Origin of the sequence: Pseudovibrio denitrificans JCM 12308 (genome assembly GCF_001310815.1) — a bacterium.
In the GTDB taxonomy this organism is placed as follows: Bacteria; Pseudomonadota; Alphaproteobacteria; order Rhizobiales; family Stappiaceae; genus Pseudovibrio; species Pseudovibrio denitrificans.
Window position 1 is genome coordinate 200,197 of the sequence record NZ_BAZK01000009.1, and the last position, 22,442, is coordinate 222,638.

General features: G+C 53.9%; 28 protein-coding genes. 20 read left to right on the forward strand and 8 right to left on the reverse strand.

Annotation, left to right across the window (positions count from 1 at the left end):
* Both JCM12308_RS29985 and JCM12308_RS14270 read left to right on the forward strand, forming a co-directional pair.
* The gene (locus JCM12308_RS29985; protein ID WP_208978584.1) at positions 1-192 is read left to right on the forward strand and encodes a hypothetical protein; all 192 of its coding nucleotides are present in this window, start codon (positions 1-3) and stop codon (positions 190-192) included.
* A 158-nt stretch (positions 193-350) separates the two neighbouring features.
* Positions 351-1,331 (forward strand): glutathione S-transferase family protein, encoded by a 981-nt coding sequence (locus JCM12308_RS14270; protein ID WP_054784203.1) that lies wholly within the window; start codon positions 351-353, stop codon positions 1,329-1,331.
* A gap of 50 nt (positions 1,332-1,381) precedes the next feature.
* Here the strand turns inward: JCM12308_RS14270 and JCM12308_RS14275 are convergent, their stop codons facing one another.
* From JCM12308_RS14275 to JCM12308_RS14280, 3 genes are read right to left on the reverse strand one after another with little or no spacing between them, the layout of a single operon-like run.
* On the reverse strand, positions 1,382-1,669 hold the full coding sequence (locus JCM12308_RS14275; protein WP_054784204.1) for a DUF1330 domain-containing protein: 288 nt from the start codon (positions 1,667-1,669) through the stop codon (positions 1,382-1,384).
* Positions 1,670-1,960, reverse strand: coding sequence for an FCD domain-containing protein (locus tag JCM12308_RS31570; protein ID WP_244271911.1), 291 nt, complete (start codon positions 1,958-1,960; stop codon positions 1,670-1,672).
* Positions 1,846-2,367, reverse strand: coding sequence for a GntR family transcriptional regulator (locus JCM12308_RS14280; RefSeq protein ID WP_244271907.1), 522 nt, complete (start codon positions 2,365-2,367; stop codon positions 1,846-1,848). Before JCM12308_RS14280 ends, JCM12308_RS31570 begins: the two co-directional genes overlap by 115 nt.
* Positions 2,368-2,479: 112 nt before the next feature.
* On the opposite strand from JCM12308_RS14280, the gene JCM12308_RS14285 reads away from it, so the two are divergent.
* The 8 genes from JCM12308_RS14285 (at position 2,480) to JCM12308_RS14320 (ending at position 11,042) form a co-directional block, all read left to right on the forward strand.
* Positions 2,480-3,088, forward strand: a complete 609-nt coding sequence (locus tag JCM12308_RS14285) for an amino acid synthesis family protein (RefSeq protein WP_008549345.1) — start codon at positions 2,480-2,482, stop codon at positions 3,086-3,088.
* Positions 3,054-3,860, forward strand: a complete 807-nt coding sequence (locus tag JCM12308_RS14290; protein WP_037036620.1) for an alpha/beta fold hydrolase — start codon at positions 3,054-3,056, stop codon at positions 3,858-3,860. Before JCM12308_RS14285 ends, JCM12308_RS14290 begins: the two co-directional genes overlap by 35 nt.
* Positions 3,861-3,877: 17 nt before the next feature.
* The gene (locus JCM12308_RS14295) at positions 3,878-4,795 is read left to right on the forward strand and encodes a flavin reductase family protein (RefSeq protein WP_008549113.1); all 918 of its coding nucleotides are present in this window, start codon (positions 3,878-3,880) and stop codon (positions 4,793-4,795) included.
* A 3-nt stretch (positions 4,796-4,798) separates the two neighbouring features.
* Positions 4,799-5,845, forward strand: a complete 1,047-nt coding sequence (locus JCM12308_RS14300; protein WP_054784205.1) for an LLM class flavin-dependent oxidoreductase — start codon at positions 4,799-4,801, stop codon at positions 5,843-5,845.
* A complete protein-coding gene (locus JCM12308_RS14305; protein ID WP_054784233.1) occupies positions 5,845-7,311 on the forward strand; it encodes an aldehyde dehydrogenase in 1,467 nt (488 codons plus the stop codon). The genes JCM12308_RS14300 and JCM12308_RS14305 overlap by 1 nt, the downstream gene beginning before the upstream one ends.
* A gap of 104 nt (positions 7,312-7,415) precedes the next feature.
* Positions 7,416-9,089, forward strand: a complete 1,674-nt coding sequence (locus JCM12308_RS14310) for a BCCT family transporter (RefSeq protein WP_014284601.1) — start codon at positions 7,416-7,418, stop codon at positions 9,087-9,089.
* A gap of 109 nt (positions 9,090-9,198) precedes the next feature.
* A complete protein-coding gene (locus tag JCM12308_RS14315; protein ID WP_054784206.1) occupies positions 9,199-10,650 on the forward strand; it encodes an NAD-dependent succinate-semialdehyde dehydrogenase in 1,452 nt (483 codons plus the stop codon).
* Between the two features lie 14 nt (positions 10,651-10,664).
* A complete protein-coding gene (locus JCM12308_RS14320) occupies positions 10,665-11,042 on the forward strand; it encodes a carboxymuconolactone decarboxylase family protein (RefSeq protein ID WP_008549335.1) in 378 nt (125 codons plus the stop codon).
* Between the two features lie 115 nt (positions 11,043-11,157).
* Here the strand turns inward: JCM12308_RS14320 and JCM12308_RS14325 are convergent, their stop codons facing one another.
* The 4 genes from JCM12308_RS14325 to JCM12308_RS14335 are packed head-to-tail and all read right to left on the reverse strand — an operon-like array spanning position 11,158 to position 13,486.
* Positions 11,158-11,535 carry a nuclear transport factor 2 family protein gene (locus JCM12308_RS14325; protein ID WP_054784207.1) on the reverse strand — a complete coding sequence of 126 codons (378 nt, stop codon included), beginning with the start codon at positions 11,533-11,535 and terminating at the stop codon, positions 11,158-11,160.
* A 39-nt stretch (positions 11,536-11,574) separates the two neighbouring features.
* Complete coding sequence (locus JCM12308_RS29990) at positions 11,575-11,925, reverse strand: hypothetical protein (RefSeq protein WP_208978594.1); 351 nt, start codon at positions 11,923-11,925, stop codon at positions 11,575-11,577.
* The gene (locus tag JCM12308_RS14330; RefSeq protein ID WP_208978585.1) at positions 11,883-12,515 is read right to left on the reverse strand and encodes an EamA family transporter; all 633 of its coding nucleotides are present in this window, start codon (positions 12,513-12,515) and stop codon (positions 11,883-11,885) included. The genes JCM12308_RS29990 and JCM12308_RS14330 overlap by 43 nt, the downstream gene beginning before the upstream one ends.
* Positions 12,515-13,486 (reverse strand): glutathione S-transferase family protein, encoded by a 972-nt coding sequence (locus JCM12308_RS14335; RefSeq protein ID WP_054784234.1) that lies wholly within the window; start codon positions 13,484-13,486, stop codon positions 12,515-12,517. The genes JCM12308_RS14330 and JCM12308_RS14335 overlap by 1 nt, the downstream gene beginning before the upstream one ends.
* 114 nt (positions 13,487-13,600) lie before the next feature.
* Between JCM12308_RS14335 and JCM12308_RS14340 the strand changes: the two genes are divergently transcribed.
* Positions 13,601-14,518: a LysR family transcriptional regulator gene (locus tag JCM12308_RS14340; protein WP_054784208.1), complete on the forward strand. Its 918-nt coding sequence runs from the start codon at positions 13,601-13,603 to the stop codon at positions 14,516-14,518.
* Here the strand turns inward: JCM12308_RS14340 and JCM12308_RS14345 are convergent.
* The gene (locus tag JCM12308_RS14345; protein ID WP_208609274.1) at positions 14,507-15,352 is read right to left on the reverse strand and encodes an IclR family transcriptional regulator; all 846 of its coding nucleotides are present in this window, start codon (positions 15,350-15,352) and stop codon (positions 14,507-14,509) included. The genes JCM12308_RS14340 and JCM12308_RS14345 overlap by 12 nt on opposite strands.
* A gap of 199 nt (positions 15,353-15,551) precedes the next feature.
* Between JCM12308_RS14345 and JCM12308_RS14350 the strand changes: the two genes are divergently transcribed.
* The 9 genes from JCM12308_RS14350 to JCM12308_RS14385 all read left to right on the forward strand — a co-directional run bounded on the left by JCM12308_RS14350 (position 15,552) and on the right by JCM12308_RS14385 (position 22,442).
* Positions 15,552-16,463 carry a 2-dehydro-3-deoxygalactonokinase gene (locus JCM12308_RS14350; RefSeq protein ID WP_208609275.1) on the forward strand — a complete coding sequence of 304 codons (912 nt, stop codon included), beginning with the start codon at positions 15,552-15,554 and terminating at the stop codon, positions 16,461-16,463.
* 88 nt (positions 16,464-16,551) lie between these two features.
* On the forward strand, positions 16,552-17,106 hold the full coding sequence (locus JCM12308_RS14355) for a 2-dehydro-3-deoxy-6-phosphogalactonate aldolase (protein WP_244271908.1): 555 nt from the start codon (positions 16,552-16,554) through the stop codon (positions 17,104-17,106).
* 1 nt (position 17,107) lies between these two features.
* Complete coding sequence (locus JCM12308_RS14360; protein ID WP_208978586.1) at positions 17,108-17,446, forward strand: NanQ anomerase/TabA/YiaL family protein; 339 nt, start codon at positions 17,108-17,110, stop codon at positions 17,444-17,446.
* Positions 17,447-17,451: 5 nt separating this feature from the next.
* Entirely contained in the window at positions 17,452-17,583 is a 132-nt protein-coding gene (locus JCM12308_RS32340; protein WP_208978587.1) for a YhcH/YjgK/YiaL family protein, read from the forward strand.
* A 47-nt stretch (positions 17,584-17,630) separates the two neighbouring features.
* Positions 17,631-18,398 (forward strand): SDR family NAD(P)-dependent oxidoreductase, encoded by a 768-nt coding sequence (locus tag JCM12308_RS14365; RefSeq protein ID WP_054784210.1) that lies wholly within the window; start codon positions 17,631-17,633, stop codon positions 18,396-18,398.
* 364 nt (positions 18,399-18,762) lie between these two features.
* Positions 18,763-19,680 (forward strand): dihydrodipicolinate synthase family protein, encoded by a 918-nt coding sequence (locus tag JCM12308_RS14370; protein WP_054784211.1) that lies wholly within the window; start codon positions 18,763-18,765, stop codon positions 19,678-19,680.
* Positions 19,680-20,849 (forward strand): mandelate racemase/muconate lactonizing enzyme family protein, encoded by a 1,170-nt coding sequence (locus JCM12308_RS14375; protein WP_054784212.1) that lies wholly within the window; start codon positions 19,680-19,682, stop codon positions 20,847-20,849. The genes JCM12308_RS14370 and JCM12308_RS14375 overlap by 1 nt, the downstream gene beginning before the upstream one ends.
* Positions 20,850-20,873: 24 nt before the next feature.
* Positions 20,874-21,848 (forward strand): TRAP transporter substrate-binding protein, encoded by a 975-nt coding sequence (locus tag JCM12308_RS14380; RefSeq protein ID WP_054784213.1) that lies wholly within the window; start codon positions 20,874-20,876, stop codon positions 21,846-21,848.
* 162 nt (positions 21,849-22,010) lie between these two features.
* On the forward strand, positions 22,011-22,442 hold the full coding sequence (locus tag JCM12308_RS14385) for a TRAP transporter small permease (RefSeq protein WP_208978588.1): 432 nt from the start codon (positions 22,011-22,013) through the stop codon (positions 22,440-22,442).

Consider the following 22,442-nt stretch of genomic DNA (forward strand, 5'->3'; position numbering starts at 1 on the left):
ATGCTGGATCTGGTTGCAGAGCTAGCAACTGAGACAGGCACTACGCTCATGATGGTCAGCCACGACCCACAAGACGCCCGCCGCATCACCAGCCAAGCCATGCTGGTTGCAGGCAGCACAGTCCATCCCCCCGCCGAAACCACAGAACTGCTGGACAATCCTCCACCGGCATTGAAGGAATATTTGGGTTAGCTCTTCGGTCTGGAGCTCATCAGCCGAACGCAAAAGCGTGATTGGCGTCCTTTTGGTATTTCTGATTTTATCTCTCAAGCAGTGCGTGTATGGCCCTGACGGAGTTCCGATTTTTGCGCACTGCACTTTGGTTTTGCAACTGGAAAGAGGTTTAAATCATGGGTTTGCTTCAGGATGGACGCTGGGTTGATCGTTGGTATGACACCTCTAAAGCGGGTGGGCGATTTGAGCGCAAAGCGTCTCAGTTTCGAAACTGGGTCACCTCAGATGGTCAACCTGGCCCCAGTGGGAAAGCCGGGTTTAAAGCAGAAGCGGGTCGCTATCACCTTTACGTTTCACTCGCATGCCCATGGGCTCACAGAACTCTGATTTTTCGAAGCCTCAAAGGCCTTGAGGAGATGATTTCATTGTCCGTCGTCCATTGGCATATGGCTGAGAATGGATGGACCTTCGAAGAAGGGGAAGGCGTTCAGCCGGATACCATCAACCATGCTAAGTTCATGTATCAGGTCTATACCGCAGCTCAATCGGACTACTCAGGCCGTGTGACGGTCCCTGTCCTTTGGGACAAAGAGAACAACACGATCGTCTCCAACGAATCCTCCGAGATTATTCGGATGTTCAATTCCGCTTTTGATGATGTTGGAGCGAAATCAGGCGATTACTACCCTGAAGCTTTGAGGGCCGAGATTGATGCTCTGAATGACCGCATCTACACCACAGTCAACAATGGCGTTTACAAAGCCGGGTTCGCAACAACACAAGCCGCCTACGAGGAAGCTTTGTATCCTTTGTTCGAGACACTGGACTGGCTCGAAAGCAAGCTTGCGAAATATCGGTATCTGACTGGAGCGACTATCACGGAAGCGGACTGGAGACTGTTTACGACGCTGGTACGTTTTGATCCTGTCTATGTGGGACACTTCAAATGTAATCTGCGGCGGATACAGGATTACCCGAATCTATCCAATTACCTTCGAGATCTCTTCCAACAACCGGGTATCACCAAAACCGTCAACCTCCACCACATCAAAGCGCACTACTACACCAGCCACGCAACAATAAACCCAACAGGTATAGTGCCGGTTGGGCCAGAGGTTGACTATAGCCATCCCCATGACAGGGCAAAGTTGGGGTAGGAAGACCGCGAAAGCAACGACAACAACGATGTTGATCGCTTTCCGCCTTACTACATCCCCTCTACAATCAAAATATCCGCGAAAGCAGCGTGGGCTCGGTGGGATTTGGCTTGTTGGTATTCGGGGGAGTGGTAGCAGGCGAGGGCTTGGGTCATGGTGTCGAACTCGATGACCACGTTGCGGGGATGGGCGGTGCCTTCCAGGTGTTCGGTTTTGCCGCCGCGGGCTAGAAAGCGGGCGCCGTATTTTTGGAAGGCGGCAGGGGCGGCCTTTGTGTAGTCAGCATAAGCCTCAGCGTCAGTCACTGTGACGTGGGCAATCCAATAGGCTTTTGGCATTTATTTTTCGCTCTTGCTCAGCTCTGCAGTCAGAAGGGTTTTGGCGATGTTGGCTGCTTCTGTCAGGTGCACCTTGATGGCTGCGGCTGCTGCATCAGCATCGTTGGAATCGATCGCAGAGTAGATTTTTTCCATCCGCTTGTACCCGGCTTCATGACGGTCACGGGTTCCCAATGTCATTGCACGTAGGCGGCTGATGCGACCGTTGAGTCGCTGAACAACTTCCCATGCCACGTTCTGTCCGCTGATCTCGAAAATACACTGATAAAACAGAGTTGTTGCCTCAAACAGATCATTGGTCTCGCCGCTGCTATACGCGGATTTGAGCTGGCCGAGGCTTTGCCGAGTTTTTTCTTATCCCCATCTTTGGCCAGTTCTGCGCATTTCTGTGCGGCGCTGGTCTCCAGAAGCATGCGGATTTCATAGATCTGCTGCGCGTTTTCCCAATCCAGTTTTGCAACGATCGGGCCTTTGTTTGGTAGGATTTCAACCAGCCCCTCAGCTTCGAGGTAACGGATGGTTTCCCTTACAACTGAGCGACTTACGCCTAGCTGGTCGCACAAAGGACGTTCCACCAGACGGTCCCCAGACTGGAAGTGCCCGGCAATGATAGCGGCCCGCATTTTTTCAAGGGCCATATCGCGAAGCGTCATTGTTGGACGCTCAATCTTCAAAGGATTATTTGCAGTCTCGATCATGGACGCAATCTAGCCCGCGTTTACTTCATTCGCAAGAAGGTATTGACATTCGGTATTATGGTATACCATCTTATCACCATCGATTTTGTGAGTGGAATGAACGGAAGATCAAATGCCGGCAGAAATACGCAAGACGCTTCTTCATGTGGAAGACACGCTGATTGAGGGTGGCAAAAAAGCAGAGGTACCTTTGCGGATGATTGCTGCTGTGGCTGTCATCAAGAACCCATGGGCCGGACAGGGCTTCGTTGAGGATCTTCGCCCGGGCATCCATGATGTTGCGCCGGATGTTGGCAAACTGCTGACAGACATGATCATCAACTTTGCCGGTTCTGGCGAAGCAGTTGAAGGCTATGGCAAAGCGGCTGTTGTTGGTGTGAACGGTGAAGTGGAGCATGCTTCTGCGCTCATTCACACGCTGCAGTTTGGCAATTTTTACCGCGAAGCAGTTGGCGCTAAAACATATCTGGCGTTCTGCAACACTCGCGCTGGTGCCAATGCGCCGATCATGATTCCGCTGATGGACAAGAACGATGGTGGACGTCGTTCGCATTACCTGACCATTCAGCTGGCTATTCCGGATGCACCGGCCCCGGATGAGATCGTGATTGCATTGGGCGCTTCTCTGGCAGGCCGTCCGCACCACCGGATTGGTGATCGTTATCAGGACCTTAAGGAGCTGGGACATGACGTTGACAACCCTGCAGCTGTCACATCCTAAAGGTACCGTCTGCTACCGCGAAGTAGGCGAAGGCGAGCCGCTCGTGCTGGTGCACGGCGTTGGCATGCAGGACGCCTCCTGGGGTCCGCAGGTCGAGTTCTTTGCCAAAACGCACCGCGTGATTGCTGTGAATATGCCAGGGCACGGAGGAAGCACTGCGCTTCCTCAAGGCTCTCAGCTGGAGGACTACGTAGAGTGGCTCCACGCTGTGATCAGCGCGCTGGGATTTGAGCAGGTAAATCTGGCGGGTCACTCCATGGGCGCGTTGATCAGCGGTGGTTACGCAGCAACGCATCCAGAACGCGTAAAACGCGTTGCTTTGTTGAACGGCGTTTACCGCAGAACACCTGAAGCCCGCAGTGCTGTGCAAGCGCGGGCCAAGGAGATTGCACAGGGCAATATCAACATCGATGGTCCGCTGAGCCGCTGGTTCGGCAACAGTGATGTTGAGTTGAACGCCAAGGAACAGGTCGGCAACTGGCTGCGGGAGGTAGATCCGGTTGGATATGCGATCACTTACAATGCGTTTGCACATGGTGATGCAACCTATGCCGACAAATGGGAAGAGATCCGGTGTCCCGCTCTTTTGCTGACGGGCGATGGTGATCCGAACTCGACCAAGGAAATGGCCGTGGATATGGCGCAGGCTGCTCAGGACGGCATTGTCTGCATCATTGAAGGTCACCGTCACATGGTCAACCTGACGGCACCGGAACAAGTCAACGCCGCGATGGCGAGCTGGTTGAAACAACCAATAAGAACAAACGGATAGAAAGGGAGATCTACCCGATGACAGCCATGGACCCACGGAGTTTGAGGAATGCGTTTGGGACATTCCTGACCGGCGTTACGGTAGTGACAGCCCATGGAGCAGATGGTGAACCGCTTGGCTTTACCGCGAACTCCTTCTCAAGTGTTTCTCTGGACCCGCCATTGCTGCTGGTGTGTCTTGCAAAGAGTTCCAGCAATTATGATGCGCTGACAAATGCATCCGGTTTCGCCGTTAATATCCTGGCTGAGACTCAGAAGGATGTGTCCAACACCTTCGCAAGCCGCGTTGAAGACCGCTTTGCGACTGTGGACTGGAAGGTTGGGCCAAATGGTGCACCAGTCATCTCCGATGTGGCTGCATGGTTCGATTGCTCCATGCACAATGTGGTTGATGCGGGTGATCATGCGATCCTGATTGGTGAAGTGAAAGCGTTTGATACTGGCGTTGCCAATGGTCTGGGCTATGCCCGTGGCGCCTACTTTACGGCGACACAGGAAGTCAGCTCCATTCAGGTGGACAGTGAGACCATCATCAGCGCGCTTTTGGAACGAGACGGCAAACTGCTGTTTCTTGAAGATGATGCTGGGCAACTGCGTTTGCCAAGTCGCACGGCCAGCAAAGGCACCCCTACAAAAGAACTTGCTGCGCTCCTGGAAGAAGCCGGGATTCCTTCTTCCGTTGGCTTTATCTACTCCGTTTATGAGGATGAGAGCGCAAATGCCCAGCATCTGGCCTTTCACTGCAGCGCTGGCGAGGGAGACAGCAAAGTCGGGAGCTTCCTGTCGCTGACGGACGACGTGCTGGCACGGGTGAAAGATTCAGCAACGCAAACAATGCTCACCCGATTTGCGAGAGAGGCGCAAAAGGGCAACTTCGGCATTTATTTTGGAAATCAGGAAAGCGGCGAAGTGCGCAAAATCGCACTGGGAGAGTAAGCCATGAAATTTTCACTATTCATCCATCTGGAACGTATTTCAGCAGACGAAAGTCAGCAAAAACTCTATGACGAGTTTCTGCAGCTCTGTGAGATCGCTGACAAAGGCGGCATGCATGCGATCTGGACTGGTGAACACCATGGCATGAACTTCACCATTGCGCCTAACCCTTTCATCAATCTTGTAGACTTGGCACGGCGGACTGAAAATGTACGTCTTGGAACTGGAACAGTCATCGCGCCCTTCTGGCATCCAATCAAGCTGGCTGGCGAAGCTGCTATGGCGGACATCATTATGGACGGCCGTCTTGAGCTGGGTATCGCTCGTGGTGCTTACAGCTTCGAATATGAGCGGATGATGCCAGGTCTTGATGCATGGGAAGCCGGTCAGCGCATGCGTGAGCTGGTGCCTGCGGTCAAGAAGCTCTGGGAAGGCGACTACACCCATGAAGGTGAGTATTGGCAGTTCCCGAAAACCACCTCTGCGCCGCAGCCAATGCAGCAGCCTCACCCGCCAATCTGGGTGGCGGCTCGTGATCCAAACTCCCATGACTTTGCAGTTGCAAACGGCTGTAACGTTCAGGTGACCCCGCTTTGGAACGGTGATGATGAAGTTGAAAGCCTCATGGAGCGCTTCAACGATGCTTGTGAGAAGAGCCCATCCGTTCCACGTCCAAAGATCATGCTGCTGCGCCACACGTATGTTGGCGGAGATGATGCGGATGTTCAGCAGGGTGCTGAAGAGATCAACCGTTTCTACAACTACTTCGGTGCATGGTTCAAAAACGAGCGTCCAATCACACAGGGTCTCATTGAGCCGCTGAGTGACGAAGATATTGCGAACCATCCGTTCTACAGCGCAGAGCAGATGCGCACCAACAACGTGATTGGCACCTCTGAGAAGGTTATCGAGCGCCTCAAGCACTACGAAGACCTTGGCTATGACGAGTACTCATTCTGGATTGATAGCGGCATGTCGTTTGAGCGTAAGAAAGCGTCTCTTGAACGCTTCATCAACGAAGTAATGCCTGCTTTCCAAAAGGATGCATGATGAAACGCTTCCTGCACTATATCGATGGTCGTTTTGAAGAGGGTTCAGCACAGTTTCAAAGTCTGGATCCGGCAACCGGTCAGCCTTGGGCAGAAATGCCTGAGGCGCGGACAGAGGATGTCAACCGGGCGGTTACTGCCGCTGAACGGGCTTTCTTTGATCCGAGCTGGAGCGGCCTGACCGCAACACAGCGCGGTAAGCTGCTCTACAAACTGGCAGATCTGGTTGAAGCCAATGCACCAAAACTGGCTCAGCTGGAAACGCAGGATACCGGCAAGATCATCCGCGAAACCTCTGCGCAAGTGGCGTATGTGGCGGATTACTATCGGTATTATGCTGGTCTGGCAGACAAGATTGAAGGTGCTCACCTGCCAATCGACAAGCAGGATATGGAAGTCTGGCTGCGCCGTGAGCCTGTTGGCGTTGTGGCGGCGATTGTTCCCTGGAACAACCAGCTTTTCCTGTCTGCAGTTAAGATTGGTCCGGCGCTTGCTGCTGGCTGTACGCTGATTGTGAAAGCATCAGAAGAAGGCCCGGCACCGCTTCTTGAGTTTGCCAAACTGATTGAAGAAGCTGGCTTCCCGAAAGGCGTTGTCAACATCATCACTGGCTTTGGTCCGGAATGCGGTCAGGTGCTCACATCACACCCATCCGTTGCTCATGTAGCCTTCACAGGTGGGCCAGAAACTGCCAAGCATATCGTTCGCAATTCCGCAGAAAACCTCGCTAGCACCTCGCTGGAACTGGGCGGAAAGTCTCCGTTCATCGTGTTTGAGGATGCGGATATCGACAGTGCGGTCAATGCACAGATCTCCGGCATCTTTGCGGCAACCGGGCAAAGCTGTGTTGCAGGCTCTCGTCTGATCATCGCAAAGAGCATCAAGGATGAATTTCTGGCACGCTTGAAAGCGAAAGCTGAAGCCGTTGTCATTGGCCATCCGCAGGATATGGCAACTGAGGTTGGGCCTTTGTGCAGTCAACGTCAGCGCGATCACATCAACGCTGTGATCAAAGCCTCCGTGGACGCTGGCGCCAAACTGCTGACAGGCGGTGTAGATTGTGAGCGGGACGGGTTCTACTTCCCGCCAACCATTCTGGATTGCTCAGAAGTGCCGAATGCCCCTTGCGTGACAACCGAGCTGTTTGGTCCGGTGCTTTCTGTCCTCACCTTTGAGACAGAGGCTGAAGCTCTGCAGATGGCTAATGACACGAAGTTTGGGTTGGCTTCCGGCATTTTCACAAAAAGCCTGACCCGTGCCCACCGTATGGTGAAAGGCATCCGCTCAGGCATCGTTTGGGTCAACACTTATCGCGCTGTTTCGCCAGTTGCTCCGTTTGGGGGGCAAGGCCTCTCCGGCCATGGCCGTGAAGGCGGGCTGCAGGCGGCGCTGGATTACACAACAGTCAAAACAGTCTGGCTGCGCACGTCAGACGATCCGATCCCGGATCCATTCGTGATGCGCTGAGACAAAGGAGAACCCCATCCATAACCCCAGCAAATGGGGCTGTAGATAAGCCGGAGTGGAACCCGGCACGGGCAATACGCCCGAACATAGCCAGGGAGGGAACGATGGCTACCGATAACAAGCAAGCTCAGGGAGAACTGAGTGTTGCTGAAACCGGTCTCTTTAAGGGGCTTCATAACGGAATGTCGATTGCGGCCAAAGCAATGGTTGCGGCATTCGTTGTGTTTACAATTCTGAACGTTGATTATGCAGGCCAGCTGTATGGGGCGGTACGTAGCTGGGTTGAGACAGCGCTGAGCTGGTACTACATCTCATCAGTCATGATCATCTTCTTCATCTGTATCGGCCTGATGGTCAGCCGCTTCGGCTCCATCCGTCTGGGCGATGATGATGCACGTCCGGAATTCAGCAATTTCGCATGGTTTGCAATGCTGTTTTCCGCAAGTGTATCTATTGGCATCATGTTCTTCGGGGTTGCAGAACCGCTGTTCTACTTTGACAACTCCGCAGGCTGGGGCTACCCGAATAACCCATTCGCGGATATGGCTGGCCATACCGAGATGAACATGGACCGTGCAGTGGATGCTGTGCGCGTGACCAACTTCCACTGGGGTCTGCATGGCTGGGCCATCTACACCATCACTGGTCTCTGCCTTGCGTACTTCTCATTCCGCAAAAAATTGCCACTGACGTTCCGCAGTGCCCTTTACCCGATACTCGGAGAGCGCATCTACGGTCCTGCTGGTCATGCTGTTGATCTGCTGGCAGTTTTCGGCACCGTTTTCGGCATCGCGACCTCTATGGGCCTTGGCGTAAACCAGATGGCAGCCGGTCTGAACGTGCTGTTTGGCATTGATCCGGGTACCCTTACCCAGATTGGGTTGGTGATTGGTATCTCCATCATCGCAACGCTCTCTGCTGTGTCCGGTATTGGCAAAGGCATCCGTATCCTGTCTGAGTGGAACATTGCTCTGACGCTGATTTTGATCCTGTTCTTTGCTCTCGCTGGTCCATCTCAGTGGCTTGCAAGCTTCTTCCTGACATCCGTCGGCGATTACATGTCTCACTTCCTGTCCATGGGTTTCTGGACTGCAAGCGAGCCGGGCGATGTGAAGTGGCAGGGTGGCTGGACCATGTTCTACTGGGGCTGGTGGCTGTCTTGGGCACCATTCGTGGGCATGTTCATCGCACGCATCAGCCGTGGTCGTACCATCCGTGAGTTCATGTTCGGCGCGATGCTTGTCCCAACTGTGATGGCCTTCCTTTGGATTACCATCTTCGGCGGCAACGCACTCTTCATCGAGATGAATGCTCCGGGCGGTGTAGGCACTGCAGGTCTGATCGACACCGTAAACAGCTGGAACCTTGGCGGCGCGCTCTATGGCACCATTGAGCAGATGACCTCCAACGGCACCATCAGCTGGCTGATTGCGGCGCTGACCACCTTCCTGCTGGCCACATGGTTCATCACGTCCTCTGATTCCGGCACTTTGGTGATTACCACCATCCTGTCCATGGGCAACGCGCACCCACCAAAACAGCACCGCGTCATCTGGGGTGTTGCTCAGGGTGTTGTCGCTGCAGCCTTGTTGGTTGCCGGTGGTCTGTCTGCTTTGCAAACGGCAGCAATCGCGGCGGCTCTGCCGATCAGTGCACTGGTTGTGTTGATGGCATGGGGCATCGTGAAGTCTCTGATGCAGGACCCGAGTGCAATCGCAGATGAGCACAAAAAGCTGGCGCCGGATGGCACAACGCTTGATCGGGAACTACGAGCCTGACCCGATTTAACGGAAATTGAACAGTATGGGGGCCAAATCTTCTGGTCCCCATTCTTTTACGGCGTGATGAAAACCAGCGTGATTACAAGGAAAGACAAAAGGTGTCACCATGGACCTGAAGCTCAACAACCCCAACCTGCTGCAATCCGGTGCTTATATTGATGGCGGCTTTGTTTCGCGCCAGAAGACGTTCGCGGTCAACAACCCTTCGACGGGAGAGCTGATTGCCAACGTAGCCGATTGCTCCCGCGAGGATGTTGTTGATGCCATCAACGCGGCGAAAGTTGCCCAAAAAGCATGGGGCAAGCGCACCGGCAAAGAGCGCTCCCAGATCCTGCGCCGCTGGTTCGACCTTCTCATTGAAAATGCCGATGATCTCGCTGCGATTCTGACCGCAGAGATGGGCAAACCTTTGGCGGAGTCTAAAGGCGAGATCCTTTACGGTGCCAGCTTCATCGAGTGGTTCTCCGAGGAAGCTAAACGCGTTTATGGTGATACCATTCCGGGCCATCAAGAAGACAAGCGTATTATGGTGATCAAACAACCGGTTGGTGTTGTTGGTGCGATTACTCCATGGAACTTCCCGAATGCCATGATCACCCGCAAAGCTGCGCCAGCTCTGGCTGCTGGCTGTGCCATGATCGTGAAGCCTGCTGACGAAACTCCGCTCTCAGCTCTTGCCCTCGCATTGTTGGCCGAACAGGCGGGGATCCCCAAAGGTGTGCTGAGCATTCTGCCATCCACCGATGCTGTTGCAGTCGGCGAAGAGCTGTGCAGCAACGAGATTGTCCAGAAAATCAGTTTCACCGGCTCCACCAATGTGGGCCGTATCCTCATGCGTCAGAGCGCGGACCAGATAAAAAAGCTCTCACTGGAGCTCGGCGGCAACGCCCCGTTTATCGTGTTCAACGATGCGGATCTGGATAAGGCCGTTGAAGGCGCACTGATCTCCAAATTCCGCAATGCCGGCCAGACCTGCGTCTGCTCCAACCGCATTTACGTGCAGGATGGTGTCTATGACGCTTTTGCCAAAAAACTGGCAGAAGCCGTGTGCAACATGAAAGTTGGCGATGGCTTCGAGCCAGGCGTCACCATTGGCCCGCTCATCACAGATGCAGCCGTCGAAAAGGTGGAAACCCACATCCGCAACGCGCTTGAAAATGGCGCAAAGGTCGTTTGTGGCGGTGGTCGCAGCGAGAAAGGCGGTACTTTCTTCCAACCAACCGTCCTATCTGATGTCACCAGCAAAATGGAAGTAGCAAGAGAAGAAACCTTCGGCCCTCTGGCACCTCTGTTCCGCTTTAAGGAAATCGATGAAGCCATTGAAGCGGCCAACAACACCGAGTTCGGGCTGGCCTCTTATTTCTACAGCAATGATCTGTCTACGGTCTACAAAGTGGCAGAAGAGCTGGAGTACGGCATGGTTGGCGTGAACACCGGCCTGATCTCGACTGAAGTGGCTCCATTTGGCGGCGTCAAGCAATCCGGCCTTGGCCGTGAAGGCTCCAAGTACGGCATCGAAGATTATGTCGAGATCAAATACATCTGTATCAGCGTTTAAGAGAGAAATTGTACATGTCTGACCGGTTTGAAAAAGGCCTTGAGCAACGCAAGGCTACACTTGGCGCTGACTACGTAGAAGCCAATCTAGCAAAAGCGGACGATTTCAACCGTCCGTTTCAGGAAGCCATGACCGAATGGTGCTGGGGCTTTGGCTGGGGAGATGACGCCATCGATGCCCCAACCCGCAGCCTTATGAACCTGGCCATGATCGGTGCCCTCGGCAAAATGCACGAATGGGAACTCCACTGCAAAGGCGCACTGCGCAACGGCGTCACCAAAGAACAAATCCGCGCGGCCTGCCACATCGTAGCCATCTACGCCGGCGTCCCCGCCGGAGTAGACTGCTTCCGCAGTGCGAGGAAGGTACTGGAGGAAGCAGGGGAGTTGTGAGTTAGAAAGCAGCTTTTAAGCTGAGGCAACTGCGCAGACAAAAAAGCACGATGCAATAAGGCAAACCTTGCATCGTGCTAACTACTGACAATCAAAGGGTAGTGTGTAGATTCTCCTATAAAGGAGAGACATCCACGTAGACTTGATAGTCAAAGATCAGAACATCTTCTAGTTTCAAAACTGCTGAGAAGGGGATTTGAAGCGTGCTTTTGTCGTGCCGGATGTAATGCACCTCACCGGTGCATATGACTGTATCTTCAAAAGCCCAGCTGTCTTTAAGTGTATGAGACATCGCCGAGATCGACTTGAAGAACGCTGCATTCGCGTCAACGACGGCTGCATACCCAACAATCTCATTGAAGTTGCCAAGTTGGAAGCGCACATCTGGTGATAGAAACGCTCCAACAGCGTCTGCATTCAATGAATCGACAGCTTTATAGAGTTGCTCTGCAAAGTCTCGAGCGTTCAGGGGAGTTTTGCTAACAATAGTCATGGGGCGTCCTTTCATTATATCTCAAGGGAGCGGGATTTATCAGTTGTTTTGGGAGTTTGATCTGCGGAGTAGTGGCAGTTGAAGGTGGCCATTTGTTAAGGCGAGGCCGACAAACAGAACTGCGATGGCGACAAAGATGACCGGGCCGATTGGCTCTGCGAACACCAGAGCAGCAACAAGAACACCGGATATCGTCGCGAAATAACCGACTTGACTGAAGCCGACACTATCTGTCCTGTCTTGAATAAAGAAGGTCAGCGCATAGCTGCCAGCAGTGAGCAACCCGATGCCCAATACGATCCACCAAACGGCAGTCATAGGTCCGGCAGCGGCGGTTGGATCATCAATCAAAAGCAAAGCTGGCAGCAGCAACAGCACCTGAGAAAACATGGTGCCACTGGCGACGCTATAGATGTCGTATCTCGCGGAAAGGCCTTGTTGCGATAGATATTTGCAATCGCCAGGGACAAAGGCATTGCGGCGCCAAACAGGATCCATATCGGATCAAATTGTCCTTCCTGTACGCTGCTAAAAGTAACGAGGCTAATACCAGCAAGCCCAATAGTGATGCCCAACAGACGCTGGGGGGCGATCAGCTTCCGCTCTACCAGAGATGTCAGGCCGGCAGTGATCAAAGGTGACAAAGTAACCAGAACAGTCAGCAGCCAGGCAGGAATATACTTCAACACCCAATAAGCGATCAGAGTTGGCACCGTGATCCCGAGGAAGCCATTAAGGATGTAGTACTTAATGTGTTCGCGTCTGAAGGAAAGCCGCTCTCGCTTCAATCGGAGAAGAAGATACAGAAACAAGCCTGCCAATAGAAGTTGCGCCAATGTTGCGCTCAAGGCAGTCACGCCCGCCTGGGTGACAAGCTTTGCACTGGCATAGTTCACGCCTACCAACGCACCGATCAGGATGATGTAACCAGTTGGATTCTTATGTTTATCAGTCTGTGAAGAAATCGCGTTACCTGTCATCAGGCCGCTCCTTTCTGATAGACACCGACATGTTCACGACCATGGGGTTTACTCAGGTCGACTTGCGGGCCTATCGAAACAATGCCGTTGGGATTCAAATGAAGATGGCTGCGGAAATAGTGTTCCCGCATGCGTTGGAAGTTCACCGTCCCTGCAATGCCCGGGATCTGGTAAAGCTCTCGCAGGTAGGGACTGAGATTTGAGAAATCTGAAAGGCGCTTCAGGTCAGTTTTGAAATGAGTGACATACACCGCATCAAAGCGAATGAGCGTGACAAACAGCTTCCAGTCGACCTCCGTCAAACTGTCGCCGAGCAAGTATCTCTGTCGTTCCAAACGCTGGTCAAGAACATCAAGAGCGTCAAACAGAGCACGAACGGCTTCGTCATAAGCTGCTTGAGTAGAGGCAAAGCCCGCCTTGTAAGCTCCTGAATTCACATGGGTTTGGATGTAATCGGCAAGCTGATCAATTTGGCCTGCCAGCTCGGCAGGATAAAAGTCAGCAGATGAGCCTGCAAAAGCACCAAAGGATTTGTTCAACATCTGCATGATGTCAGCAGAGTTATTGCTGACAATCTGGCCCGTTTTTTTATCAATCAGAAGCGGAACGCTGATAGGACCAGTGTGGATTGGGTTAGCCCGCAAATAGGCTTCATAAAGAAATGTATCCTTTGGGACACCGGCGGTTTCATCAAACAAAGCTGGGTCAATCCGCCAGCCTGTATCATCCCGGAACGGATGCATCTCGCTGACAGATATAACATTTTCTAGTCCCATCAGAGCACGCATCACCATCACACGATGACACCAAGGGCACGCGTGAGAGGTGTAAAGATGATAGCGGTTTACCTCTGCTGGAAATGGAGCTGTGCTATCAGCCTCAATCCAGTTGCGGATGTCGCTGCTGAGCTGATGGTGTTGTCCATCACTGCCCTTGGGTTTCTCCCGCAACTGCCCATCAATGAGCATCATAGTCATAACTTTGTCCTCTGCTTCTTTAGAGAACCTAGTTCGTTTCTTAGTTTGTGATAATCTGTTAGTTAGGAAACTAATTGGTGAGAAAAAGAGAACGTTGAGGCTTAGTGAATGGATCAGATAAGCGCTTTACCTGTCTTCGTGATGGTCGTGGAACATCAAGGCTTTGCAGCCGCTGCACGTGAGCTGGGTGTCTCGAAATCTGCTGTCAGTAAGAGAATTACCCTTTTAGAAGAGTATCTTGGCGCACGTCTTCTCAACCGTTCGACCCGCAACATCAGCCTGACGGAAGCGGGAGAGCTCTACTACGCCCGCGCTGTTGATGCTCTGGAAGCTGCGAAAGAGGCTGAGAGTGCTGTCGCCCAAATGCAGGGCAAGCCAAAGGGGCGGCTTAAAATCAATGTTCCCATGACCTTTGGCCGACTTCACATCGCACCACTGATACCTAAATTTCTGAAATTAAACCCAGAAATCAGCGTCGATATGATTATGGATGACCGAACAGTTGATCTGGTCGACGGCGGCTTCGATCTCGCCATCAGAGGAGGGCGCTTAAAGGATTCATCCCTCATCGCTAGAAAAATAGCTCCATGCCATAACGTGTTAGCAGCTTCTCCTCAGTACCTTGAGAAACATGGTACCCCAACAACGCCGCAAGACCTACAGACCCATAACTGCCTGCACTACGTTTACTTCAGTGACCAACATGAATGGACACTGGAGGGGGCAGAAGGGCAAATAAGAGTAGAAACTTCAGGTAATTACCAGGTCAACAACGGAGATGCTCTCACTACTGCAGTTCTCGGTGGCTGCGGTATTGGCCGGCTAACAACCTTCGCAGCAGGAGAGTATCTAAGATCTGGAGCCCTGACCCAAGTCCTGCCCAACTACACTCTCCCAACCCAAACCATGTACGCCGTCTACCCCAACCGAAAATATCTCCCCACCAAAACCCGCGTCTTCATAGACTTCGTCTCCGAACAAATCGGCAGTGATCGACCTTATTGGGATAAGGGGCTATCTATCTGATTTAGATAGATTTTCCATATTTCCCTCAATCACCTCCTTACACCCTCTCAGCAGTTTCATCAGCTCTTCGGTGCTTGGCTCGGGGATCCAGCCGGAGAGGGCTAGGGCGGCGGTGGTGGGAGTGCCTAGGGTGGTGGCGATGGTTTGGTGGATGTCGTTGGCTTTGCCGAGGGTGTCGGGCTGAACCTCCACGTAAGCGTAGTTCTGGCGGCGGATGGTGGTGATGCGGTCCATCAGCGCCTCCGGTCCTTCGGGGTAACCGGGGATATCTCGCCCGGCATAAAGACTTATTATCTCTTCGTCCGTTTTTGCGGCGAGCAGTGCCATGCCTACACCGGTCATGGTGGCAGGACGTGATCCGATACGGCCCAGAGCGTCACCGGCGGACATGCCCGGCGTGCGGTGGTAAAGGTAAGCCACCTGATCCCGCCACAAAACCCCAAGTGCCACAATCAGACCAGTGGAAGTCAGCGTTTCCAGCGCGTCCATGGAGTGGCGCAGCAGGCTGGAAGCATGCAGGCTCTGGGCGGCAAGCACATGCATGCCTGGGCCAGGTTCATATTTGCGCTGAGCGGTCTGCTGCAGAATATCCATGGATGCCAGGGTCTTCAGCAGCCGATTGACCCGCGTGGTCTCCATATCCAATACGCGTGCCAACTCCCGTCCCCCCATGGGACGATCAGAGGAGGCAAGCGCCTGCAAAACGATGAAGCCATCGGAAATGCTCTTGTTGGATTGGGCGGGACTTTTGGTTGCCATCTCTGCCTTCGCATCGCGGATCATCGAGCCAATGCCAACCTGATCCATCTTCAAATGAGTTATCAATAGCAACATTACTGCATTTTCTGTGCTGTTTTCCAGCATTGAACCACGTCGATCAGCTTGGTCCACAAGGCATAGGCGGAACTGTAGCATGATTTAATGTTGCTATAAAAGCAATATTGTGATTGGTTTGCGCATGGGTGAGCTAACCCACCCGAATAACTCAGGCAGCTTTCCTCATTGGATGCTGCGATAAAATGGGGCGCTGATCATGACAGATGCGAGTTTGGTTGCGGTTGACTGGGGCACGAGCTCGTTCCGGGCGTGCACTCTCAGCAACCAAATGGAAATCCTCGACAAAATCTCGACAGAGCAAGGGATACTCCAGTGTGACGGAAAGTTTGAGGAGGTCCTGCGAGATAACCTTAAGGGCCTGAAGGGGTTCCGTGCGGACTTGCCAATCGTCCTTTCGGGCATGATCACCTCTCGCAACGGCTGGGTTGAGGTGCCTTACGCAACCTTGCCAACCACAGCCGGTGACCTTTCCAGTGCCACAAAGCAAGTAACACTGCCGGATTTAGGGCCGCTCTGGTTCATTCCGGGCATCAAAGCAGAAGGGGTTGAGGCGGATGTGATGCGCGGGGAGGAAACGGAGATCCTTGGGGCTGTCTCTCATTTTAACCTGCGCGATGCCACCATGATCATTCCCGGAACCCATTCCAAACATACGATCATTCGGGATGGAGCTATTCAAAGCTTCCGCACCTATCTCACAGGAGAGATGTTCAGCGCCCTGACCAAATCCACCATTCTCGGGGCATTTGGCGGCACACCATGTGAAGCTGGCTGCTCCTGGTTTGAGGAAGGCATCCGTATTGGTGCGCAGCAAGGTGGGGCTGGTGCTTTGCTCAACCGCGTATTCTCCGCACGCTCCCGTGTTTTGGTGGATGGCATGCCGGAGGAACATGCAGCTTGCTACCTTTCGGGTTTGCTGATCGGAGCAGAACTTTCCGAAGCCATCGTGACCTCTCAAGACACACTCTGGATCCTCGGCAATGGCAGATTGCCGGAGCTGTATCAGCGCGGCTTTTCTATGCTGGGGGCTCCCTCAAAAATCGTCCCGCACGGGTCCGCTGCATTTGGTGCCGCACAGGTCGCACGCGCCCTCAACCTCATCCAATAATTTCAGGAAGAACAATGAAATCACTCGATAGATACATGCAAACCGCGCCTGTGGTCGCGATTTTACGCGGCTGACGCCGGATGAGGCTTTGGACATTGCGCAGGCGCTGATTGATGGCGGCATTCACATTATGGAAGTGCCACTGAACTCACCGGATCCCTTGAAGAGCATCTCATTGATTGCAGAGAGGTTTGGTGATCAGGTGAGTGTTGGCGCAGGCACGGTGCTCACCGCTGAAAATGTGAAGACTGTGAAGGAAGCCGGAGGGCAGTTTATCGTTGCGCCCAACTTCAGCGCGGAAGTCGGCAAAGCCTGCCAGTTGCTCGATATGGATTGGATGCCGGGTGTTTATACCCCAACAGAAGCGTTTGCTGCTGCCGAGCTGGGCGCGCATTCGCTCAAGCTCTTTCCGGCAGAACTCTGCCCACCCTCCATCATCAAAGCCATGCTTGCCGTGTTGCCAAAGGGGACGCGTGTGCTCCCCGTTGGTGGCGTCGATGCAGACAATATTGCGCAGTACATGGCGGTTGGCGCAGCCGGTGCGGGCATCGGGTCATCACTCTTTAAACCGGGAGACACACCAGATCAGGTGCGCCAGCGGGCCAGAGCTCTCGTGACGAACGTAAACAAGAAGGAATGCTAGCATGTTGAGTGCAAATCTTGATCATCTGGAGATCATCCCCTTTATCTCCGCGGAGCTGAAGCAGCTTTTGCAAGAGGCCAAAGAGTTCTTGAGCGAAGACCGCGAAGCGGGACGCTATGATCTTGATGGCGATAAGGTTTTCGCGATGGTGGTGGATGCGCAAACCCAGCCCATAGAAGAGCGTCGGCCAGAGTTCCATGCTGATTATGCGGATATTCAGGTGCTGCTGGAAGGCACGGAAGTGCTGGGTTACGGCCACATGCCAGCAGGTGCCATCACCGAGGATAAGATGGCAGATAAGGATGTCGCCTTTACAGCTGAGATTGCCGCAGAAAGATAGTCCTCATGGCGCCGCGTGACTTTGCCGTGTTCTTTCCCGGTGAACTGCACCGGCCATTGGTGGCACCAGATGGCAAGGGGGCGCCTGTGCGCAAGGCCATCTTCAAGGTGCACCGCTCAATGCTGGAACCTTCTTAAGTCAACGACTTAGCACGTATCATCATTGTTCAGGATGCGAGGTTGTCATGCGGACACCAAACGAAATCTTTAATCTCACCGGGCGCACGGCTTTGGTGACAGGCTCAAGTCGCGGGATTGGTGCGGCCATTGCAAAGGGGCTTGCAGGTGCCGGGGCCACGGTGGTGGTGCACGGGCACAAACAGGATGCCTGTGCCAACACGCTGGAGGAGATCAGAGCAGGTGGCGGCACTGCTTACTCCATTGGACAGGACTTGAGCGCTCCCAGAGCGGGGCGTGAAGCCATTAAGAAGGCAGAAGCCGTGGCGGGGCCAGTTGATATTCTGGTCATCAACGCCTCTGCTCAGATAAACGCAGTACTGGAGGATCTTGCGCCAGAGGATCTGGAATTTCAGTTCAACGTTAATGTGCGCTCGACCTTAGAGATGCTGCAAACCTGTCTGCCTGTGATGGCAGAGCGCAAATGGGGGCGTGTGGTCAGTATTGGCTCGGTCAACCAGTTGAAACCAAAGCAGATCGTCACGGCTTATGCGGCCACCAAAGCGGCGCAGCACAACATCATGCAAAGCCTTGCGCGGGATTACGCCAGGGACAATGTGCTGCTCAACACGCTGGCACCGGGCCTGATCGACACGGACAGAAGCGCCGGGCGCAAGGCAGAAGACCCGGAAGGGTTTGCTGAGTACGTGCGCCAGCTCAACTGGATGGGCCGTGAAGGCACGACCGATGAGATGGTGGGGGCAGCCTTGCTGCTGGCCTCAGATGCCTGTGGTTTCATGACGGGTGAGAGCATTTTCATGACTGGCGGCTATTAGTTATCACCGGTCCTGAAGGGGAATAGAAAGGGCGGCTCAGCAGGTGTTGATGCCGCCTTTTTTGCTGCTTTAACGCTTGCGTTGAAATGTGCGTTGGTTTGCGTTGATCCGCATATTTTTGAGTGATTTTGCGAGAATCGTTTTCGCAGCACATCCGTTTTGAGAGTTTCAGAGCGAGATTTATTTTTCCAGCACCCCGGTCCCATCCTACCTATCTACCACGCTCCAGCGGCAGAACTCTGCCGTTTGACCATGGTGTTTTGGTGTTCTGCCGCGTCCTCTGATTACGTTGAAAACCCTATTGCGATATATTGCCGATTTTATTAGTATCAATAAATAACACAAGGTATCATAAAGTGGACCAATGAAAAAAGCTGATCTAAATGGCATCTTGCCGGTACTGCCGACGCCCTTCTCGAAAGATGGCGGAGTTGATCTCGACGGAATGAAAGAGGTGGTGACCTTCGCCCTGTCTGCTGGCGTGGATGGAGTGGTGTTTCCCGGTTTCGCCAGTGAGGTGGAAAAGCTCACCGCAGACGAGCGCAGCAGCCTTCTGAAAGTGGTCGTTGATACCGTTGCTGGTCGTCTGCCGATTGTCGCTGGTGCCAGCGCTGCAAAACCGGAGCTGGTGATTGCGCATGGCAAGACAGCCGAAGCTTTGGGCATTGGCCACCTGATGGTGCAGCCTCCGAAGGAGCTGGGTGAGGCAGAAGCACTGGTCTTCATGACGGAGGTTGCTGAAGGTCTGCCGGGTATGGAGATCATCCTGCAGAACGCGCCAGCACCTCGTGGCTCTGATCTGTCACCAAAAGCGATCCTGAAAATCCTCGAAGCCGTGCCTGCTGTCACCTACGTGAAAGAAGAGACCCTTCCGGCGGGTCCGGCTATTGTTGAGATTTTGGCAAACCGTCCAGCGGGCCTCAAAGGCGTTATCGGTGGCGGTGGCGCGCGTTACATTCTGGATGAGTACGAGCGGGGCGCCTGCGCGGCTATGCCAGCCGTTGAAATCGCTGATCTGCATGTGCAGATGGATCGCGCATGGCGCTCTGGCGAGCAGTCCAAAGCACGTGACCTTTACATCCGAACTCTACCTTTGCTTGCAATTCAAGCGCTTTACCGCATGCGTCTGACCAAATATGTGCTGCTAAAACGCGGCATTTCCATCGAAACAGACGTGCGTGCACCAACCCCCCTCTTGGACAAAATGGCTCTAGCGGATATTGACAATAATCTGGTGGAGCTGGGCTTGTTGGAAAGCTCTGTCATGGAAGGGGCAGCATAATGACAGATCCTGTCGCAAAAGTTGAGGTTTTCACATTAACTCAACCTCGCGAAACACCCTACTTGGGTGCTGCACGTCCGGGTGAGGAGCCCAACGCGCAGGGATATCTGGTGCGTCGTGGTAATCGGACGGTCTATCCAATCTTCGACCGCTCTGTGCTGGTGCGTCTTGAAACACGCAATGGCGCAGTTGGTTGGGGGGAGACTTATGGTCTGGCCGCGCCGGGCGCTGTTGGTGCCATCATCAACGATCTGCTGGCCAGTTTTGTCATTGGCCGTGATCCAGCAGATCCGGAAGTCATCTTCGACGATCTTTATGATCTGATGCGCGTGCGCGGTTACACCGGCGGTTTCTATGTGGATGCACTCGCCGCCATCGACATCGCGCTTTGGGACATTGCCGGGCAGCAGGCGGGGAAACCTGTGGTGGAGCTGCTGGGTGGTGTGAAGCAGGATGGCATTCTTGCTTACGTTTCCGGCCTGCCGGAACCGACCCGTGAGAAACGCGCAGAACTGGCGCTGAGCTGGCAGGAGAAGGGCTTCCACGCCTTCAAGTTTGCCAGCCCGGTGGCTGATGATGGCCCGGTTGCCGAAATCGAGCATTTGCGTTCCGCTCTGGGACCAAAAGCTCTGATCGCGGCGGACATGCACTGGAACCAGACAGCCGATGAAGCTCTGTCCCTCATCGAGGGCATGGCGCCATACGGCCTTTGGTTTGCTGAGGCACCGGTGCGCACTGAAGATATCAATGCCCTTGCACAGGTGAGCCAGAGCACATCGCAGAAGATCGCGGTGGGCGAAGAATGGCGCACGGTGTGGGATATGCGTCACCGCATCGAGCGCTGCCGCATCTCAATCGTTCAGCCGGAAATGGGGCATAAGGGCATCACCAGCTTTATGCGCATTGGTCGGCTGGCCGAAGAACTCGGCATTGACGTTATTCCTCACGCCACCATTGGTGCGGGGATCTTTCTGGCAGCAAGCTTGCAGGCTTCTGCCGCTCTGTCCGCCACCCGTGGGCACGAATTCCAACATTCCATCTTTGAACCAAACCGCCGCCTGCTAGTCGGGAACATGGATTGCAAAGCGGGGACGTACTTCCTGTCGGAAGGTCCGGGTCTTGGTGTCAAACCTTCGCCAGAAGCATTGGCGCTTCTGGAAACGCTCTAACCTTGCTTTAGGGAGGAAAGCTCTATGAAATCCTATATTAAATCACTGCTACTTGGGGCGAGTGCAGCGGTTGCCATATCCTTTGCAGCACAAGCAGAAACATTGGTGCTGGTCAACGCGGATGCTATTGATTCACCTGTTGATTTGATGAACAAGCACTTTGCCAAGCTGGTTGAAGAACGCTCCAACGGCGACATTGATGTCAGCTACATCACCGGCACCCAGCTGGGCACCCCACCGCAGGTGATGGACCAGCTCTCCGCCGGTTCTCTGGATGCATTCGGCACCGCTGGCTCCTGGCTGACCAGCTATGCCCCAGACACCAACATCCTCACCTGGGGCTTCACCTTCCGCGATGCGGACCACGTCTTCAACTTCTTCAAGAGCGATCTGTTTGACGATCTGACGAAAGACATGATCAACGAGGCTCGTATCCGTCCGCTGTCTTCCGGTCCAACTGAACCACGTGTTGTATTCCTGACTGAAGAGCTGAACGAGAAAGCTGACTTCTCAGGTCGCAAAATGCGCATTCCGCAGATCCCGGCTTACCTGAGCCTCTGGAAAGCCATCGGCGCACAGCCAACACAGGTTGCCTGGGGTGAGGTGTTCCTGGCCATGCGCACCGGCATCGTTGATGGTGCAGAAGGCCCTCCAAGCGCGGCAATCTCCCAGCGCTTCCACGAGGCCGCACCAAACGTGTACATGACTAACCACGTGTGGGCGACCTCCACTATCGTCATCAACGAAGACAAGTTCCAGAGCTTCACACCGGAACAGCAGGACCTGCTGACCAAAGCTGCAGAAGACGCGTCCCGCTGGGTTTATGAGTACTCCACCGAGCGCCGTGAAACCGTGTTGGACGAAATGCGCAAGGGCGGTGCCACCATCCGTGAGATTGACGCTACCCCACTGCGTGAAGCTGCCAACGCTGGCGTTGCGGATGTGGAAGCCGAAGGCCTGTGGCGCAAAGGCCTGTTTGAAGCTGTCCAGAAATACTAAGCCCGGCCTCTGACCGGACACCAAAGCTGTTGTGAGGCGCGGGGCTGCCCGCGCTTCTCCTCTAATCAATCGCGGTCCAAGCCGCATTAAGAGGGCTTTTCGATGAAAAGTTTCTTGAAGACCGTTGTGACGGTTCTGGGAAAGATAGAAATGGCACTATGCATGGCACTGATTGCTATGATTGTGGGAACCATCTCTTTCCAGATCATCCTGCGGTACGTTTTTGACTCTCCCATTGCCTGGATGGAAGAGATCGTAACAATCGCCTTTATTCTGCTGACCATGCTGGCTGCCGCCGTGGCAACCAAGGAAAAGCGCCATATTCTGGTAGACCTTTTCCCGCAAGGGTCGCTCTCCAAAGCACTGGGCGTGATCATGGCGCTGGTGACGATTGCAACGCTCGTCGTCATTCTGCTGCACGTTAATCCGGTTCTGAAGGTTGAGATGCGCCGTACCACCATCTCCCTGCCGTTCAACTTCCCGGTCGCGTTCTACAACTCCATTCCACTTATCTACTGCTTCTCCTCGATCATCCTGTCGCTGGCCTATGACGTGATCTTTGAGCGCAAAGACGAGCAGGAGGCTCTGGTCTGA